We start from the raw sequence: 17,256 nt of genomic DNA, 5'->3' as shown, positions 1-17,256 counted from the left end.
TTGCTCCCGTGAATCCGGACATGAGCCTCATCTGCCGCAGGCACGTCGACCTCTGTCGACAGGCCGGCGCGCTCTGTGCCGTCCGCGTCTGACCCAGGCGCCGGCCACCGCACCGGCCCCACCCGTTCCGCTCCGGCCCTGCCGACGGCGGGTCGCCCGCCGTCACTCCGCTGACGGGCCGCGCCCCCCGAGGTACTGAACGCCGGCCGGGCCGCGTCACGCCTCACCACGGCACACCCTCGCCACGACACGCCCTCGCCCAAGTACGCCCTCACCGCGTCGCCGCATCCTCGCGCGCCGCGCCGGAACCCCGTACCCCAAGGGTCCGGCGCGCCGTCCTCCCCTCTCCGCTTCCCTCCTTTCTTCCGCAGCGGAACGAATCCGTACGTCCCGCGCGCCTCCGACCCCTTCCACAGGCAGGCATCGATGACCGAGCTGTACTCCTCCACACCCTCCGCCCCCTCCCGGCGCACCACCCTGCGCGCCGCGGGCGGCGGCACCCTGCTGCTCGGTCTCGGACTCGCCGGCTGCCGCTCGGCGGTCTCCGGGGCCGAGGCGCCCGCCGGAAAGGCCGGTGCGGGGCCCCGCCGCGGCGGCACCGTCACCGTCGCCGTCAACAGCGACTTCACGCCCAGCCTCCTCTTCGCCCAGAGCGGCCAGTCGCTCCAGCAGCGGCTGATCTACAACACGCTCACCCGCTACGACGACGGGCTGAAGCCCCAGCCCGAGCTCGCCACCTCCTGGGACTACGCCGAGGACGGCCGCAGCATCACCCTCAAGCTCCGTACCGGCGTCACCTACCACGACGGCCGTCCCTTCACCGCCGACGATGTGATCTTCGCGGTGAAGAACCTTCAGAACCCGCTCAGAGCAGCCCAGTTGAGGGCCACGGCGGCCGCCGTCACCGGCTTCGAGAAGCGCGGCGACCACGAGCTCGTGCTCCGGCTCGCCCATCCTGTGAACAACCTCTTCGACCTCTTCGAATTCATGATCATCGCCGATCGGAACAGCGTCGAGGACGCCGTCACCGGCAAGAGGCTCAACGGCACCGGGCCCTTCCGGCTGACCAAGTGGAGCCCCGGCACCGGCCTCGCCTTCACCCGCAACGAGAAGTACTGGCAGCCCGACCGCCCCTACCTCGACGGTGTCGAACTCCGCGTCGTCCCCCAGGCCGACGCCCTGCTCTCCTCGCTCCGCACCGGCCAGTCCCAGCTCTCCTTCAGCGTCCCCGGCAAGAACCTCGCCGTCGTCGCCTCCACCCCCGAGCTCGCCATCAGCGAGTACACCACCGGAGGCGGCGCGTACTACCTGGGCGTCAACACCACCGTCGCCCCGCTGAACGACAAGACCGTCCGGCAGGCCCTCGCCCGGGCCATCGACCGCGAACGGATCCTCAAGCAGGTCCTCGGTGGCTACGGGCTCGCCTCCGCCACCCCCTGGCCCAAGTCCTCACCCGCCTTCACCGAGGCCGGCCGCACCCACTACACGTACGACCCCGGCAAGGCCCGCGAACTCCTCAAGTCGGCCGGTCACACCCGGCTCGACCTGCCCCTCCTCCACATCAACCTGCCCGGCGACACCGCGGTCGCCGAGGCGATCCAGTACGACCTCAAGCAGATCGGCGTCCAGGTCACCCTCCAGCCCACCGACCCGGCCACGGCGCAGAAGAACCTCATCTCCCAGAAGATGCCCGGTCTCTGGGCCATGAGCCACGGCTTCGCCCAGGTCCAGCCCTCCACCCTCGCCGTCAGCGCGTACCCCTTCAACGAGGCCAAGAACACCTCGAAGTTCCGCTCCGCCGCCTACACGAAGGTGGTCCGCGAGGCCTGGACCACGCCGGGGACCGGCGCGCGTGCCAACGCCCTCCGGCAGCAGATCACCGACACCCTCCTCGACGAGGCGTTCATCATCGACCTCGTCATCCGCGGCGCCGTCCAGGTCGCCGCGAAGAAGCTGCACGGCGTCACCCTCAATAAGTTCTCCTACCTCAACCTCGACGACGCCTACCTGGCGGGCTGAGATGCGCGGCTACCTGCTGCGGAGACTCCCCTCCGCCCTCCTCGTCCTCCTCGTCGCCTCCTTCGTCGCCTTCGCCGTCCTCCGGCTCGTCCCCGGCGACCCCGCGGCCGTGCTCGCGGGACCCGACGCGAGCCCCGAGACCGAGGCGGCCATCCGGGCCCGCCTCGGACTCGACGCCCCGCTGCACACCCAGTACCTCCGGTGGATCGGAGACCTCCTCGCCGGAGACCTCGGACCGTCCTACGCGATCGGCGGACAGACCGCCGACCTCATCGGCGAGGGACTCGGCGCCACCGTCGAACTCACCCTCGGTGCCCTGCTGTTCGTCGCCGTCCTCGGCGGGGCCTTCGGCATCCTCGGCGCCACCTCCCGCAACCGCTGGATCAGCGGAACGGTACGGACCCTCACCACCACCGCGCTCGCCGTGCCGCCCTTCGTCACCGGCGTCCTCCTCGTCCTCCTCTTCGCGGTCGTCCTCGGCGTCCTGCCCCCGGGCGGACGCGTCCCGCTCCTCACCGCACCCGACCTCGGCGTCCAGTACCTGCTGCTGCCCGCCCTCTGCCTCGCCCTGCCCAGCGCCGCCGTCCTCGGCCGCTACCTCAAGGACGGCATCGAACGCGCCCTCGCCGAGGACTACGTCCGCACCGCCACCGCCGCCGGCATCGCCCCACGACGCCTGCTCTGGCGGCACGCCCTGCCGAACGCCCTCCCGCCCGTCGTCACCCTCCTCGGCATGCAGACCGGCCACCTCCTCGGCGGCGCCGTCCTCGTCGAGGCGATCTTCGCCTGGCCGGGCCTCGGCCAGCTCGCCGAACAGGCCCTGGTCCGCCGCGACTACCCCGTCGTCCAGGACCTGCTGCTGCTCCTCGTCACCGTCTTCGTCCTCGTCCAGCTGCTCACCGACCTCGTCCACGCCTGGCTCGACCCCCGGATCAGGTGGGAGTGACCGCCATGACCACCACCCTCACGAAGGCCGCGCCGCCCCTCGCGCGCCGCCGCCATCCCTACCGGGCCGCCCTCGCCACCGCCCGCGGCCGCACCGGACTCGTCCTCGTCGGCCTGGTCGTCCTCGCCGGACTCCTCGCGCCGCTCCTCGCCGGCCACGGGCCCACCGACCAGAGCGGCCTCGCGCTCGCCCCGCCCGGCACCCCCGGCCACCCGCTCGGCACCGACGACCTCGGCCGCGACCTCCTCGCCCGGCTGCTCCACGGCATCCGCGCGGACCTCGGCATCATCGTCGTCGCCGTGCCGCTCGGCGCCGCCCTCGGCTGCCTCCTCGCCCTGACGGCGGCCGTCCACCCGATCGCGGACACCGTCGTCCAGCGCACCTTCGACCTGATCCTCGCCTTCCCCGGACTGATCCTCGCGCTCGCCGTCACCGCCGTCCTCGGCCCCGGCCGGCTCCCCGTGATCCTCGTCATCGCGCTCGCCGAGATCCCCGTCTTCGGACGGCTCCTGCGCACCGGGATCCTCGTCCAGCGCGGCCGGGAGTACGTGACGGCCGCCCGGGTCGGCGGCACATCGGGCGGCCGGATCCTCACCCGTCACATCCTGCCCAACGCCGCCGACCCGCTCGTCGTCCAGGTCGCCGTCTCCCTCACCGTCGCCGTCTTCATCGAAGGCGCGATGAGCTTCCTCGGCGTGGGCGTCCGGCCCCCCGAACCCACCCTCGGAGCCGTCCTCAGCCAGTCGATGCCCCATCTCGCCCAGGCCCCGCACTTCGCCGCCGGACCGCTCGTGACCGTGACCGTGCTCGTCCTCGGCCTCTCCCTGACCGCCGAGGCACTGAACCGGGAGATACGCCGATGACCACCCCACCGCTCCTCGAAGTCCAGGGCCTCGACGTGGAGTTCACCACTCCCGACGGAGGGAGGCTGCACGCCGTCCGGGACGTGTCGTTCACCCTCCGCCGGGGCGAGACGCTCGCCGTCGTCGGCGAGTCGGGCTCCGGCAAGTCCACCGCCGCCCTCGCCCTGCTCGGGATGCTGCCCGGCAGCGGCCGGGTCAGCGGCGGCTCGGTCCTGCTCGACGGGGAGGACCTCGTCACGGCCGGGCAGGACCGGCTGCGGGCCGTACGGGGCGCCCGTCTCGGCATGATCTTCCAGGACCCGATGACGGCGCTCAACCCCGTCCTCACGATCGGCCGCCACCTCGACGAGGTCCTCCGCGCCCACGCGGGACACGACCGGCCGGGACACGACCGGGCGAAGGACGCCCACCCGGGACACGCCCACCCGGGACACGCCCACCCGGGACACGCCCACCCGGGACACGCCCGGGTGGGACACGACCCGGCGAATGACGCCCGCGCGGGAGACGCTCCCGTCCGACGCGGCAGGACCGCCCGGCGCGCCCGGGCCGTCGAGCTGCTCCGCCTCGTCGGCATCCCCGAGCCCGAGCGGCGCCTCGACGACCACCCGCACCAGTTCTCCGGCGGCCAGCGCCAGCGGATCCTCATCGCCATGGCCCTCGCGGGCGAACCCGACGTCCTCCTCGCCGACGAGCCGACCACCGCCCTCGACGCCACCGTCCAGGACCAGATCCTCACCCTCCTCGGCGAGCTCACCCGTACCACCGGCACCGCGGTCGTCCTCATCACCCACAACATGGGCGTCGTCGCGCGCGCCTGCGAGCGCGTGCTCGTGATGTACGGAGGCACGGTCGTCGAGGACGGCCCCACCGCCGAGGTCCTCACCCGCCCCCGCCACCCCTACACCGCCGGCCTCCTCGCCGCCGTGCCCCGGCTCTCCGCCCCCTCCGGCACCCGGCTGACCGGCATCCCCGGCAGCCCGCCCGACCTGAGCCTCCCGCTCGCCGGCTGCGCCTTCGCCGCCCGCTGCGCGCTGGCCGAGGACCGCTGCCTCACCACCGCCCCGCCGCTCGTCGCCGCCGGCGACGGCGCCGACGGCACCGTCCGCGCCGCCTGCCTCCCCGCCGCCGATCTCGCCGCCCCGCTGCCGCCCGCCCCGCCGCCCGCGCGGATCGACCGCCCGGCCCCCGGAGCCGTCGTCCTGGCCGCCGAGGGACTGCACAAGACCTACCGGAGCCGTCGCCGCCGCCTCACCGCCCTCGACGACGTCTCGATCACCCTCGCGGCGGGGGAGACCCTCGGGATCGTCGGCGAGTCCGGCTCCGGCAAGTCGACCCTCGCCCGGGTCCTCGCCCACGCCCACCCCGCCGACGCGGGCCGGATCGTCCTCGACGGCCGGGACGTCACGCGCCCCGGCCGCGCCGAGCTGCACTCCGTACGCCGCCGTGTGCAGATGGTCTTCCAGGACCCGTACGCCTCCCTCAACCCCCGCATGACCGTGGGGGAGATCGTCGCCGAGCCGCTGCGCGCCTTCGGCATCGGGACCCCCGCGGAGCGCCCCGCCCGCGTCGCGGAACTCCTCCGCCTCGTCGGCCTCGACCCGGCCGCCGCCGACCGGCACCCCCGCTCGTTCTCCGGCGGCCAGCGACAGCGCATCGGCATCGCCCGCGCCCTCGCCCCGGAGCCCGCCGTCCTCATCTGCGACGAACCCGTATCCGCGCTCGACGTCTCCGTCCAGGCGCAGATCGTCGGCCTCCTCACCGACCTCCAGCGCGACCTGGGCCTCGCCCTCGTCTTCATCGCCCACGACCTGGCCGTCGTCCGCCAGGTCAGCCACCGCATCGCGGTGATGCACGACGGACGGATCGTGGAGACCGGCGGCGCCGACGAACTGTGCGAGCGTCCTCGCGACCCCTACACCCGCGCGCTGCTCGCCGCCGCGCCCGAGCCCGTACCCGTCGCGGCCCGTCAGCCCCTGCCGCGCGCGGCCGAGGCGGTGTCCGCATGAGCGCCTGCTGCACCCCCGGACGCGGCTGCACCGCCGGCAGCGGCCGTCAGGACGCCCCCGCGCTCCTCCCGTCGCCCACCGTGCGGACCGCCCCGCCGCCCCACCCCCTGGTGGAGCTGCCGGGCGGCACCTTCCGCATGGGCGACGCCTTCGACGAGGGCTACCCCGCCGACCGCGAGGGACCCGCCCGGGAGGTGACCGTCGCCCCCTTCGCGATCGACGCCACCGCCGTCACCAACGCCCGGTACGCCGCGTTCGTCGAGGCCACCGGACACCGCACCGACGCCGAACGCTTCGGCTCCTCCTTCGTCTTCCACCTGCTGCTCCACCCCGCCGCCGAACGCCACGTCCTCGGCGCCGTCCCGCAGGCCCCCTGGTGGCTCGGCGTCGGCGGCGCCGCCTGGCACACCCCCGAGGGCCCCGGCTCCGACCTCGAGGGCCGCGCCGACCACCCCGTCGTCCACATCAGCCACGACGACGCCCTCGCCTACTGCGCCTGGGCCGGTGTCCGGCTGCCCACCGAGGCCGAATGGGAGTACGCGGCCCGCGGCGGCCTCGACGGCGCCCGCTACCCCTGGGGCGACGAACTCACCCCCGGCGGCCGGGAGATGTGCAACACCTGGCTCGGCACCTTCCCGCACCGCTCGGAGCGGCCCGGCGGACGCGTCGGCACCGTGCCCGTCACCGCGTACGCACCCAACGGATACGGGCTCCACAACACCTCCGGCAACGTCTGGGAGTGGTGCGCCGACCCCTTCGGCCCGGTCGAGGCGGCGACGCCCGGGCACGTCCCCGAGCGCGTCATCCGCGGCGGGTCGTACCTCTGCCACGCCTCCTACTGCAACCGCTACCGGGTCGCCGCCCGTTCCCACAACACGCCCGACTCCTCGACCGGCCACGGCGGCTTCCGCGTGGCCCGCTCGCTCCCCCCGGAAAGACCAGCCCCCGCATGACCACCGGCACCCCACGCGAAGCCGCTCGGCCCACCGCCACCCGGCGCGACCCCTACGAGGATTTCGCCGGGCGCGTCGGCCGTACCTTCGCGGAGTCCGAACCCGCCTGGCCCACCCGGACCGCCCCGCCCCCCGAGGCACCCAACATCGTCGTCGTCCTCGTCGACGACATGGGCTTCAGCGACATCGGACCCTTCGGCTCCGAGATCCCCACGCCCGTCCTCGACGGACTCGCCGACGCGGGTGTCCGGCTCACCAACTACCACACCATGCCGCTGTGCTCACCGGCCCGGGCCGCCCTGCTCACCGGCCTGAACCCGCACCGCGTCGGCTACGCCATGGTCGCCAACTCCGACCCTGGCTTCCCCGGCTACGGGATGGAGATCGCCGACGACATCCCCACCCTCGCCGAACTCCTCCACGACGCCGGCTACGCCACCTACGCCGTCGGCAAGTGGCACCTCGTCCGCGACTCCGCCTCCAACGCCGCGAACGACCGCGTCAACTGGCCCCTGCAGAAGGGCTTCGACCAGTACTACGGCGTCCTGGAAGGGCTCACCAGCCTCTACCACCCGCACCAGCTCGTCCGGGACAACAGCCCCCTGGACATCGACGAGTTCGCCGACGACTACTACTACACCGACGACATCACCGACCAGGCGATCTCCATGGTGAAGTCGCTGCGCGCCCACGAGCCCGACAAGCCCTTCTTCCTCTACCTCGCCCACAACGCCGTCCACGGACCCCTCCAGGCCAAGTCCGAGGACATCGCCCGCCACCGCGGCCGTTACGACGAGGGCTGGGACGTCCTGCGCGAGCGGCGCTTCGCCGCCCAGCTCGCCGCCGGGCTCTTCCCGCCCGGCACCGAACTGCCCGCCCGCAACAGCGAGGCCGGGCTCGACGTCCCCGCGTGGGACTCCCTGACGACTGATCAGCAGAAGCTCTACGCCCGCTACATGGAGGTGTACGCGGCCCTCGTCGACAACATCGACCAGAACCTCGGCCGGCTCACCGACACCCTCGCCGCCCTCGGCGAACTCGACAACACGCTCATCGTCTTCACCTCCGACAACGGCGGCACCGGCGAGGGCGGTGCCGAAGGCACCCGCTCGTACTTCAGCCGCTTCGTCCACCACCCCCGCCTCCCCGGCGACTGGGACCCCGACGTCGACCGCGACCCCGAGCTCATCGGCGGCCCCCGCAGCCTCGTCCACTACCCCCGCGGCTGGGGCATGGCCTCCAACACCCCCTTCCGCCTCTACAAGGGCCACACCTACGCGGGCGGCGTCCGCGTGCCCTTCGTGCTCTCCTGGCTCGAGGGGGTCAGGAACGGCCGCCTCGCCACCGGGCTGCGGCCCCAGTACCAGTACGTCACCGACATCGCCCCCACCCTCCTCGAACTCGCCGGTCTCGCCCGGCCCGAGAGCCGCAGGGGCGTCCCGCTCCAGGACCCCGACGGCACCAGCTTCGGCCCCGTTCTCGCCGACGCGGCCCACGCGTCCACCCACCCCGAGCAGTACTGCGAGATGACCGGCAACCGCAGTCACTACCGCGACGGCCACAAGCTCGTCACCCTCCACCGGCCCGGGGCCCCCTACGACGACTCCGAATGGGCCCTGTACGACATCCGCACCGACCCCACCGAGATCCACGACCTCGCCGCCGCCCGTCCCGAACTCGTCAAGGAACTCTCCGCGGCCTGGGAGGAAGCCGCCTGGCGCAACGGCGTCTTCCCGCTGCCCGACCACAGCGGGGCCCTCGCCCGCCGCAACCCCGCCGAGGAGCGCCTCAGCCGCCCCCTCACCCTGCTGCCCGGCACCCCGGAACTGGAGCGCTACCGCTCCTCCCGGCTCGTCTCGCTGCGCTCCTTCGAGATCGCCGTGGCCGTCGACGAGACCGGGGACGGCGTCCTCGTCTCCCACGGCGACCAGGGCGGCGGCTACAGCCTCTACGTGGAGAACGGCCGGCTCGCCCTCGCCTACAACGAGTACGGAACCCTCCACGAGACCGACGCCGGCCCCCTCGCCCCCGGCCCGCACGAGATCCTCCTCGCCGCCACGGCGGAGGAGGGACTGCGCTGGCGGTTCACGATCACCGTGGACGGCGAGCACCGCGCCGCCCCCGACAGCGTGCACCAACTCATCGGCATGGCCCCGTTCCAGGGCATCAGCGTCGGCGTCGACCGGAAGTCCCCCGTCTCCTGGCCGCTCTTCGAACGCCACCGGTCCTTCCGCTACACCGGCCGGCTGAGGTCCGTCACCTACCGGCCCGGAGCCCTCGGCCCCGACGCGCCCGAAGCCGTCGCCGCCGTGCTCAAGGAGGCGGCCGCCGCCTTCGAGTAGACCTGCCCGTCCGGGGCGGCCGGGAAAATCCCGGGCCGCTCCCGGAGGAGGGCGGCACAATGCCCGTATGACCATCCAAGATCACCGCACGTCCGTGCCGTACACCGGGGACGAACGCGCCGTCCTCACGGCCATGCTCGACTTCCAGCGCGACACCCTCGCCCTGAAGTGCGAGGGACTCACGCCCGAGCAGCTGCGGACGCGGGCGGTCGACCCCTCCGGGCTCTCCCTCCTCGGTCTCGTCCGCCATGCCGCCGAGGTCGAGCGAGGCTGGTTCCGGAACACGCTCAACGGCGAGCGGAGCCGCAGCCCCTGGACACCGCCGGGCTCCACCGACTGGGCCGACTTCGACGTGGACGACGCCGACGTCGACGAGGCGTTCGCCGTCTGGCGCGAGGAGTGCGCCCGCGCCCGCGCGATCGTGGCCGCGGCCGACTCCCTCGACGTCGCCGGAACCCACGAGGACGAGACGTACTCCATGCGCTACGTCCTCGCCCACATGATCGAGGAGTACGCACGCCACAACGGCCACGCCGACCTGCTGCGCGAACGGCTCGACGGCACGACGGGGGAGTGACACGGTGACCGCCTTCGGAACGACCGACGATCCCGACCTCGCCGCGGCCGTCGCCGGCGAACTGGCGCTCCTGGACCCGGCCGTGCGGGTCTCCAGGGCGCGGGCCGCCGAACTGCTCGACCCCGGTTTCGTCGAGGTCGGCGCCTCCGGACGGCGCTGGACGTACCAGGAGATGCTCGCCGAGCTCCCCGAGATGACCGGGGCGACGGCGGACGGACCCCGCTACGAGCCCACCGCCTTCTCGGCGGCCCTGCTCGCCCCCGGCGTCGTCCACCTCACCTACGAGACGCTCCTCGACGGGCACCGGGCCAGGCGCAGCTCGCTCTGGCGCCGCGACCCCGCCGCGCCGGCCGGCACCGGCCTGCGGATGTACTACCACCAGGCAACACCCGTACCCGAGGCGGATGTTCAGCCGTAGGCGTCGGTCACGCAGTCGACCGCGCAGCGCCAGTGCTCGAACCGGCGACGCAGCGCGGCCGCCGCGTGTATCCGCTCCACCCCGGCGTACCCGTAACGCTCCTGCGTCGTGCGCACCACGGCCTCGACGGTGACGATCGCCGGTTCGCCCTCGCCTGCGGAGCGGCGGGCCAGCGCGATCACATGGTCGGCCGCCCGCAGCAGATCGCGGGCGTACTCCCGCTGGGCCACGGAACGCGCGCGGGACGCGGCGAACGGCCGCACCGCCCGCCCCTTCCACAGCACGCCGGCGGTGATGAGCCCCGCACCGAGCAGGAGGACGAGCACGCCCCCCACAGCGTCATGCGTCCACCGCATCATGGGCCGCCTTCCCCTGGAACCGCCCGTCCCCCGGGCGTGGAGAGTCTAGAGCCCGGGACGATGATCCCGTGGCCGCGCCCAGGCGGGTGTCCAGATGTCGGTCCGCCGCCCGGCCGCTCCCTGTGACCCCGGGGCCCCGGGAGAGGCGGCGAGATGGTCGCGAAGGGTGAGCAGCGAGGGGTGCGGGTTGTCCGCGGCCCACAGAAGTGAGTGCGGATAGACCGGAGTCGGATCGTGCACGGCGACGCGCCGCAGGTCGTGCCCCTGCGGCCAGACGATGCGGGTGCCCTCGCCGACCAGCGTCGCGAGCTCGGGGGAGTCCGCGATGGTGTCGAACAGCGCCTCGGGGCCGAAATCCGGGCCCGTCACCTCGATGGTGAGCCCGAACCGGGAGGCCAGGTCCGCGTAGTAGGCCGCCCACTCGGTCCCGCCGACGATGCCGGGAATCCAGATCCGGTGCCCGGCGAGCCGCGCGAGCGGGACGGAACGCGCGCCCGCGAGCGCGTGCCGGGGACCCGTCAGGAGCTGCAGCGGCTCGTCCAGGACCGGCAGCGCCTCGATGCCCTCGGGAAGCCGGCTGCCGGGCATGGTGACCGCCCGGAAGGACGCGTCGATCGTGCCGGCCACGAGGGCGGCGACGGCCGTGTCGACGTCGAAGAGCGTCACGACGTTCAGCTCGATCTCCGGATGCGCCCGGTGGAACCCCCGCAGCAGCCCCCCGGGCGCCGCCCGCCGGCCGATCACGTCCACGCGCAGCGCCCGCCGCTCGGGCCGTACGGAGGCCATCGCCCGCGCCTCGGCGTCCAGCAGGGCGCGCGCGTGCGGCAGGAACGCCTGCCCGTCGATCGTCACCTCCGCCCCGCGTGCGGTGCGGGCGAGCAGCCGCACGCCGAGCTCCCTCTCCAGCGCGGCGACCCGCTTGGAGACGGCCTGCTGGGTGACCGCGAGCTCGGCGGCCGCCTCCCGGAACCGGCCCGAGTCGACCACGGCCAGGAAGGTGCGTACGGCTTCGAGATCCACGCCCCGCAGCCTAGACCTACAACCGAGGGTTGTGCCGTATGCGCACCCCGGTTGTTTGATCTGCGCATCCTCGGCTCGCTTGGATGGCGTCGGACGGTCCGCGGTTGTGCGGCCGGTCGGCGAGAGGGGTACGGGCATGGCGGGAGAGGTGTCCCTCGGACGGGACTTCGGGTGGCTGTGGGCGGCGTACGCGGCCGGCACCCTGGGCACCTGGGTCGCCTTCAACGCCTTCCCTCTGCTCGCGATCACCGTGCTCCACAAGGGCTCCGCCGAGGTGGCCGCGCTGGCCGCCGTGGGAGCCGCCGTCGGCGCGGCGGTGGCGCTGCCGCTCGGCCCCTGGGTGGAGTTCCGCCGCAAGCGGCCCGTGATGGTCGCCATGGACCTCGTGCGGTGCGGGGCGATGCTGAGCGTCGCCGCCGCGTACGCGCTGGACCGGCTCGGCTTCGTCCAGCTCCTCGTCGTCTCCGTGGTCGTCGCCGCGGCCGACATCACCTTCGGGGCCGCCTCCGGTGCCTGCCTGAAGGCGCTCGTGCCGGCAGAGGGGCGGCTCGTCGCCCAGGTCCGGCTCGAATCCACGACCTGGACCGCGACCGTCGTCGGACCGCCGCTCGGCGGCGCCCTGGTCGCTCTCGCCGGCCCGGTGGCGACCGTACTGGTCGACGCACTGAGCTATCTGCTCTCGGCGGCGGGCATCCGCGCGATCAAGGGGCGTGAGCCCCGCCCGGCGCGCCGGGAAGGGGTGGCGATGAGGGCGGGCGACCTTCTCGAAGGGTGGCGGCACATCCTCGCCCAGCCCGTTCTGCGCCCCCTGTTCCTCAACTCCGTCCTGGTCAACGGGCTCATCATGGCGACCGCGCCCCTCCTCGCCGTCCTCATGCTGGGGCCGCTCGGCTTCGCCCCCTGGCAGTACGGGCTCGCCTTCGCGGTGCCCTGTGCCGGCGGGCTCATCGGCTCGCGGCTCTCCAGGCCGCTTGTCGCGCGATACGGCCGGCACCGGGTCCTGCGGACCGCGGGCGTGCTGGCCCGTCGGTCTCGTCCTGGTCCACCCCGGTGTCAGCGGGCTCGTGCTCGTGATGGTGGTCGAGCTGGCGCTGATCACCTGCGCCGCCGTGTTCACCCCGGTGCTCGCCGCCCATCGCCTCGACCTGACACCGACCGACCGGGTCGCCCGTACCCTCACCGCCTGGTCCGTCACGGCGAAGGCCTCCCTCGCCGCCCTGACCGCGCTCTGGGGGCTTCTCGCGGCCGCTGTCGGACCCCGTGCGGCGATCGGTCTCGCGGGCGTCCTGCTGCTGGCGACACCGCTGCTGCTGCCCAGGGAGGAGGCGTGGGGCGACGGACGTTGACACGTGTAAGTGACCGGTGGCAGGCTCCTGCCCCGGGCTTCGTGTGCCCCCGCGCAGAAGGAGCAGCACCCATGAGCACCACCGGCACGAACACAGCCGCCGCCGGCAGCACTGCGGCCCCGGGCGGCCCTGCGGCCCCAGGCATCACCGTGACCACCGACCGCGGTCCCGTCCGCGGCGAACTCCGTTCCGACGGCAGCCTGCGCTTCCTCGGCATCCCGTACGCGCAGCCGCCCGTCGGCGACCTGCGGTTCGCCGCGCCGGTGCCCCCGGAGCCGTGGACCGAGCCGCTGGACGCCACCGAGTACGGCCCGACGGCCCAGCGCCGTCCCTTCGCCGAGATCACCACCATCCCCGAGCCCTCCGTCCCCGGCGCCGGAATCCTCAACCTCAACGTCTTCACCCCCGGCACCGCCCCCGAAGCCCCGCTGCCCGTCCTCGTCTGGATCCACGGCGGCGGTTACGTCGCCGGCTCGGCCGCCAGTCCCTGGTACGACGGAGCCGCCTTCAACCGGGACGGCGTCGTCCTCGTCTCGGTCGGCTATCGCCTCGGCATCGAGGGCTTCCTGCACCTGGAGGACGCCCCCGACAACCGGGGCGTACGCGACTGGGTCGCCGCCCTGGAGTGGGTACGGGACAACATCGCGGCCTTCGGCGGCGACCCCGCCAAGGTCACCGTCGCCGGACAGTCGGCGGGCGGCGGCGCCGTCCAGACCTTGCTCGCCGTCCCCGCCGCCCGTGGCCTGTTCCGCGGCGCGCTCTCCGTCTCGGGCGCCGTCCCGCGGCCCGACGGCCCCGAGGCCGCCCGCGCCGCCTCCCGGCTCCTCACCGCCCGCACCGGCGTACCGGCCACCGCCGCCGCCCTCCGCGACCTCCGGGACGACGAGATCCTCGCCCTCCAGGACCGCATGAACGAACCGGGCCCCGACCGCGAGGGCCTGCCCCCGATGCTGTCCTTCGCCCCCTTCGCCGACGGCGAGCTCATCCCGCTGCCCGTCCTCGACGCGCTCACCACGGGCGAGGCGGGCGCGGACGTGCCCCTGATGCTCGGCTTCACCGAGCACGAGTTCACGATGTTCCCCGCACCCGGCCCGGAGGGCCCGCCGCTGCCCGTCCTCCTCGGCGGCCTCGGGCTCGACCCCGCGCAGGCCGACGCCCTCACGGAGGCGTACGGTGCCGGCGGCCCGGAGCGGATCTTCGGTCAGGCGCTGACCGACGCGACCTTCCGCGCCCCGAACCTCGCCGTCGCAGACGCCCGCGCCGCCCGCGAACGACCCACCTGGCTCTACGAGTTCGTCTGGCGCTCGCCCGCCGCGGACCTCGCCTTCCACTGCGTCGACCTGCCCTTCGCCTTCGACCTCCTCGACGCCGAGGGAGTCCCGGCCGTCGCAGGGGACGCGCCGCCGCGCGCGCTCGCCGACGCCATGCACCGGGCCTGGGTCGCCTTCGTGACCGACCAGGACCCGGGCGCCGACTGGCCCCGCTACACGGAGGCCGGACGAGCCACGAAGATCTGGGACACCGAACCCCGGATCGCCGCCGACCCGGTCCACCGGGTCCGCGAACTCTGGCTGGCCGGACCGCCGGACGGATCCGGACGCCTGGACTGAGCGGGGGCGGCGGGCGCGGCCGGTGGGGGCCCGCGCGGCAGCCGACCAGAGCGGTGAACCCCTCAGATGCGGGCTCGTGCGCCGTACTTCACGGTGCGGGCCCGTGCGTCTGGTCCCTGCGGTGCGGGCCCGCGCGCCGGACTTCACGGTGCGGGCCCGTGCGTCTCGTCCCTGCGGTGCGCGCCCGCGCGCCGCGGTGCAGGCCCGCGCGCCGGGCTGTGCGTGCGGGCCCGTGCGCCTGGTCCACGCGCTGTCCGGCGCCGCGCACGGGACAGGCCCAGGGGGGAGCGGGCCTCGGGGTGGGGCCCGGGCCGGCTCGTGGCGGGGGCGGACCGGGCCGACCGGCCTGTGTCACATGCTTTTCATACGCCGTGCATGGTCCGCCGGGGGCGGGTGACGCCATGCTCGGCTGGATGCCGGGGGCGGACGACAGGCCCTTGCCCGCCCCTGGCATCCAGCCGTTCCCGGCGTGCCCGCGCGCGCCGCGTCCGACTCCCCGCCCAAGGAGCCCCCACCATGTCCAGTCGCCGCCGCTTCATCGCCGGGTCCGCCGCCACTGTCGGCCTCGGCGCCCTGCCCGCGACCGCCGTCGCCGCAGAGGCCGACGCCCAGGCGGCACCGGCACCGGCTGCGGCCGGGACCGGGAGCGGGAGCGCGGCGGCGACCCGCCCGCCGAACCTCGTCGTCGTGCTCGCCGACGACCTCGGCCACGGCGAACTCGGCGCGTACGGCCAGAAGCTCATCGCCACCCCGCGCCTCGACGGACTCGCCGCGCAAGGGCTGCGGTTCACGGACGCGTACGCGACGGCGGCCGTCTGCGCCCCCTCCCGCTGCTCGCTCCTCACCGGTCTGCACACCGGGCACGCGACCGTCCGGGCCAACCCGTCCGGGGCGCAGGGCTCCCTCACCGCCGCCGACACGACCTTCGCCCAGGTGCTCAGGGCCCGCGGCTACCGCACCGGGGTGATCGGCAAATGGGGCTTCGGGCCGGAGAGCGCCGGGCAGGAGAGCCACCCCAACGCCCGGGGGTTCGAGGAGTTCCACGGCTACATCGACCACGGTCACGCCCACCAGTACTACCCCGCCTACCTCTGGCACAACGGGGTCAAGGAACCGATCGCCGCCAACGCGGGCGGCGCCAAGGGCGCCTACGCCCCGGACCTGCTGCGGCAGCGGGCGCTGGACTTCCTCGACCGCCACGCCGCCGAACCGTTCCTCCTCCTGCTCACCCCGACCGTGCCCCACGCCCCCAGCGACATCCCCGACCACGGCGCGTACGCCTCCCGGACGTGGAGCGCCGCCGACAAGGGCCACGCCGCCCAGGTGAGCCTCTTCGACGCCCTCGTCGGGGACATCGTCGACCGGCTGAGCGCCCTCGGCCTCGCGGACGACACCATCCTCCTCGTCACCAGCGACAACGGCCCCCACGAGGAGGGCGGCGTCAACCCCGACCTGTTCGACTCCAACGGACCGCTGCGCGGCTACAAGCGCAACCTGTACGAGGGCGGCGTCCGCGTCCCCCTCGTCGCCTGGGGCCCCGGCCGGGTCCGGACCGGCACGAGCGACCGGCCCACCCCGCTCACCGACCTGCTCCCCACCCTCGCGGAACTCGGCGGCGCCCCCGCGCCCTCCGACGTCGACGGACTCTCGGTCGCGCCGCTGCTCGCCGGAGGCACGGAGGCCGCGCTCCACGACCACCTGTACTGGTTCCGCGACGAGCGGGGCGTCACCTCCCGCGCGAACGCCCAGGACAAGCAGCGGGCCACCTGGCTCGCCGAGGCGCTCCGCAAGGACCGGTGGAAGGCGGTCAGGTTCGCCCCCGTCCGCGACCGCACACTGCCGGACGACCAGTGGCAGGTGGAGCTGTACGACCTGGCCACCGACCTCGGCGAGAGCTCGGACCTCGCGTCCCGCCACCCCGCCCGGGCCGCCGAACTCGTCGCGCTGATGCGCTCCTCCTGGCAGGACAGCTACCCCCGTGCCGCGTTCGGCACGACCCTCACCGTGCCGTCCCTCGCCGTCCCCGGCCAGGCCTTCACCGTCACCGCCGCGCTCGCCAACGGCTCGTCACGGCCCTGGAACTCCGCGGCCCTCGCCCTGCGTGCGCCCGCGGGCTGGACCGTACAGGCCGTCACACCCACCACCGCCGGGCAGCTCGCCCCGGGAGCCGCGCTCACCGTCGGCTGGCAGGTCACCCCGCGCGCAGGAGCCCCCGCCTCCGCCCCGTGGACCCTCACCGCCGAGGGCACGGCCCTCGCCGCGGGCGGTCCCGTGCGGTACGAGGACACGGGCCTCGTCACCACCCCGCCCTCGCCGCCCACCCGGGACGCCTACCTCTCCGACCTCACCTGGATCCACGCCGTCAACGGCTGGGGACCCGTGGAACGCGACACGTCCAACGGCAAGAACGCCGGCGGCGACGGCACCCCGATCGCCTTCGGCGGCACCACCTACGCCAAGGGGCTCGGCGTCCACGCCCACAGCGACGTGGCCTACCACCTGGGCGGCGCCGGAGAGCGGTTCACCGCCCTGGTCGGCATCGACGACTTCTCGGCCCGCCAGAGCTCCGTCGGCGCCACCCGCGCCACGGTGTACGGCGACGACCGCGTCCTGTTCACCACCCCCGTCCTGACCGCCGCCGGCGGCCCCGTCCCGGTGGACGTCGACGTGCGGGGCGTCCGCGTCCTGCGCCTGGAAGTCACGGACGCCAACGCCAAGACCTCCTTCGACCACACCTCCTGGGCCCTGGCCCGCGTCACGGTCCTCCCGCGCCCATGAGCGGCGGGCGGGTCGG

Annotated in this window: 13 protein-coding genes and 1 pseudogene; 12 read left to right on the top strand and 2 right to left on the bottom strand. The window is 74.3% G+C overall.

Annotation, left to right across the window (positions count from 1 at the left end):
* Positions 1 to 20: 20 nt before the first annotated feature.
* The 9 genes from ACFQ79_RS02800 to ACFQ79_RS02760 all read left to right on the top strand — a co-directional run bounded on the left by ACFQ79_RS02800 (position 21) and on the right by ACFQ79_RS02760 (position 10,127).
* The gene (locus ACFQ79_RS02800; protein WP_383579101.1) at positions 21 to 92 is read left to right on the top strand and encodes a putative leader peptide; all 72 of its coding nucleotides are present in this window, start codon (positions 21 to 23) and stop codon (positions 90 to 92) included.
* 334 nt (positions 93 to 426) lie between these two features.
* Positions 427 to 2,019, top strand: a complete 1,593-nt coding sequence (locus tag ACFQ79_RS02795; RefSeq protein WP_383579024.1) for an ABC transporter substrate-binding protein — start codon at positions 427 to 429, stop codon at positions 2,017 to 2,019.
* A 1-nt stretch (position 2,020) separates the two neighbouring features.
* The gene (locus ACFQ79_RS02790; RefSeq protein ID WP_383579023.1) at positions 2,021 to 2,965 is read left to right on the top strand and encodes an ABC transporter permease; all 945 of its coding nucleotides are present in this window, start codon (positions 2,021 to 2,023) and stop codon (positions 2,963 to 2,965) included.
* A 5-nt stretch (positions 2,966 to 2,970) separates the two neighbouring features.
* On the top strand, positions 2,971 to 3,828 hold the full coding sequence (locus tag ACFQ79_RS02785; protein WP_383579022.1) for an ABC transporter permease: 858 nt from the start codon (positions 2,971 to 2,973) through the stop codon (positions 3,826 to 3,828).
* Positions 3,825 to 5,837: a dipeptide ABC transporter ATP-binding protein gene (locus ACFQ79_RS02780; RefSeq protein ID WP_383579021.1), complete on the top strand. Its 2,013-nt coding sequence runs from the start codon at positions 3,825 to 3,827 to the stop codon at positions 5,835 to 5,837. Before ACFQ79_RS02785 ends, ACFQ79_RS02780 begins: the two co-directional genes overlap by 4 nt.
* Complete coding sequence (locus ACFQ79_RS02775; protein ID WP_383579020.1) at positions 5,834 to 6,790, top strand: formylglycine-generating enzyme family protein; 957 nt, start codon at positions 5,834 to 5,836, stop codon at positions 6,788 to 6,790. The genes ACFQ79_RS02780 and ACFQ79_RS02775 overlap by 4 nt, the downstream gene beginning before the upstream one ends.
* Entirely contained in the window at positions 6,787 to 9,132 is a 2,346-nt protein-coding gene (locus ACFQ79_RS02770) for an arylsulfatase (protein ID WP_383579019.1), read from the top strand. The genes ACFQ79_RS02775 and ACFQ79_RS02770 overlap by 4 nt, the downstream gene beginning before the upstream one ends.
* Positions 9,133 to 9,199: 67 nt before the next feature.
* Positions 9,200 to 9,709, top strand: a complete 510-nt coding sequence (locus ACFQ79_RS02765; RefSeq protein WP_383579018.1) for a DinB family protein — start codon at positions 9,200 to 9,202, stop codon at positions 9,707 to 9,709.
* Between the two features lie 4 nt (positions 9,710 to 9,713).
* Complete coding sequence (locus tag ACFQ79_RS02760) at positions 9,714 to 10,127, top strand: DUF4440 domain-containing protein (protein WP_383579017.1); 414 nt, start codon at positions 9,714 to 9,716, stop codon at positions 10,125 to 10,127.
* Here ACFQ79_RS02760 and ACFQ79_RS02755 read toward each other — a convergent pair.
* Both ACFQ79_RS02755 and ACFQ79_RS02750 read right to left on the bottom strand, forming a co-directional pair.
* A complete protein-coding gene (locus ACFQ79_RS02755) occupies positions 10,118 to 10,486 on the bottom strand; it encodes a hypothetical protein (protein ID WP_383579016.1) in 369 nt (122 codons plus the stop codon). The two genes, ACFQ79_RS02760 and ACFQ79_RS02755, sit on opposite strands and share 10 nt — an antisense overlap.
* A 45-nt stretch (positions 10,487 to 10,531) precedes the next feature.
* Positions 10,532 to 11,506, bottom strand: a complete 975-nt coding sequence (locus tag ACFQ79_RS02750; RefSeq protein ID WP_383579015.1) for a LysR family transcriptional regulator — start codon at positions 11,504 to 11,506, stop codon at positions 10,532 to 10,534.
* Between the two features lie 136 nt (positions 11,507 to 11,642).
* Between ACFQ79_RS02750 and ACFQ79_RS02745 the strand changes: the two are divergent.
* The 3 genes and pseudogenes from ACFQ79_RS02745 (at position 11,643) to ACFQ79_RS02735 (ending at position 17,240) form a co-directional block, all read left to right on the top strand.
* A pseudogene (locus ACFQ79_RS02745) lies at positions 11,643 to 12,852 on the top strand (MFS transporter).
* Positions 12,853 to 12,923: 71 nt separating this feature from the next.
* Positions 12,924 to 14,462 (top strand): carboxylesterase/lipase family protein, encoded by a 1,539-nt coding sequence (locus tag ACFQ79_RS02740; RefSeq protein WP_383579014.1) that lies wholly within the window; start codon positions 12,924 to 12,926, stop codon positions 14,460 to 14,462.
* Positions 14,463 to 14,978: 516 nt separating this feature from the next.
* A complete protein-coding gene (locus ACFQ79_RS02735; protein ID WP_383579013.1) occupies positions 14,979 to 17,240 on the top strand; it encodes a sulfatase-like hydrolase/transferase in 2,262 nt (753 codons plus the stop codon).
* The last annotated feature ends 16 nt before the right edge of the window (positions 17,241 to 17,256 follow it).

The organism is Streptomyces sp. NPDC056480 (genome assembly GCF_042795405.1).
Classification (GTDB): domain Bacteria; phylum Actinomycetota; class Actinomycetes; order Streptomycetales; family Streptomycetaceae; genus Streptomyces.
Note: the sequence above shows the minus strand (reverse complement) of the source record. Positions and strands in the feature narration are given on the sequence as shown.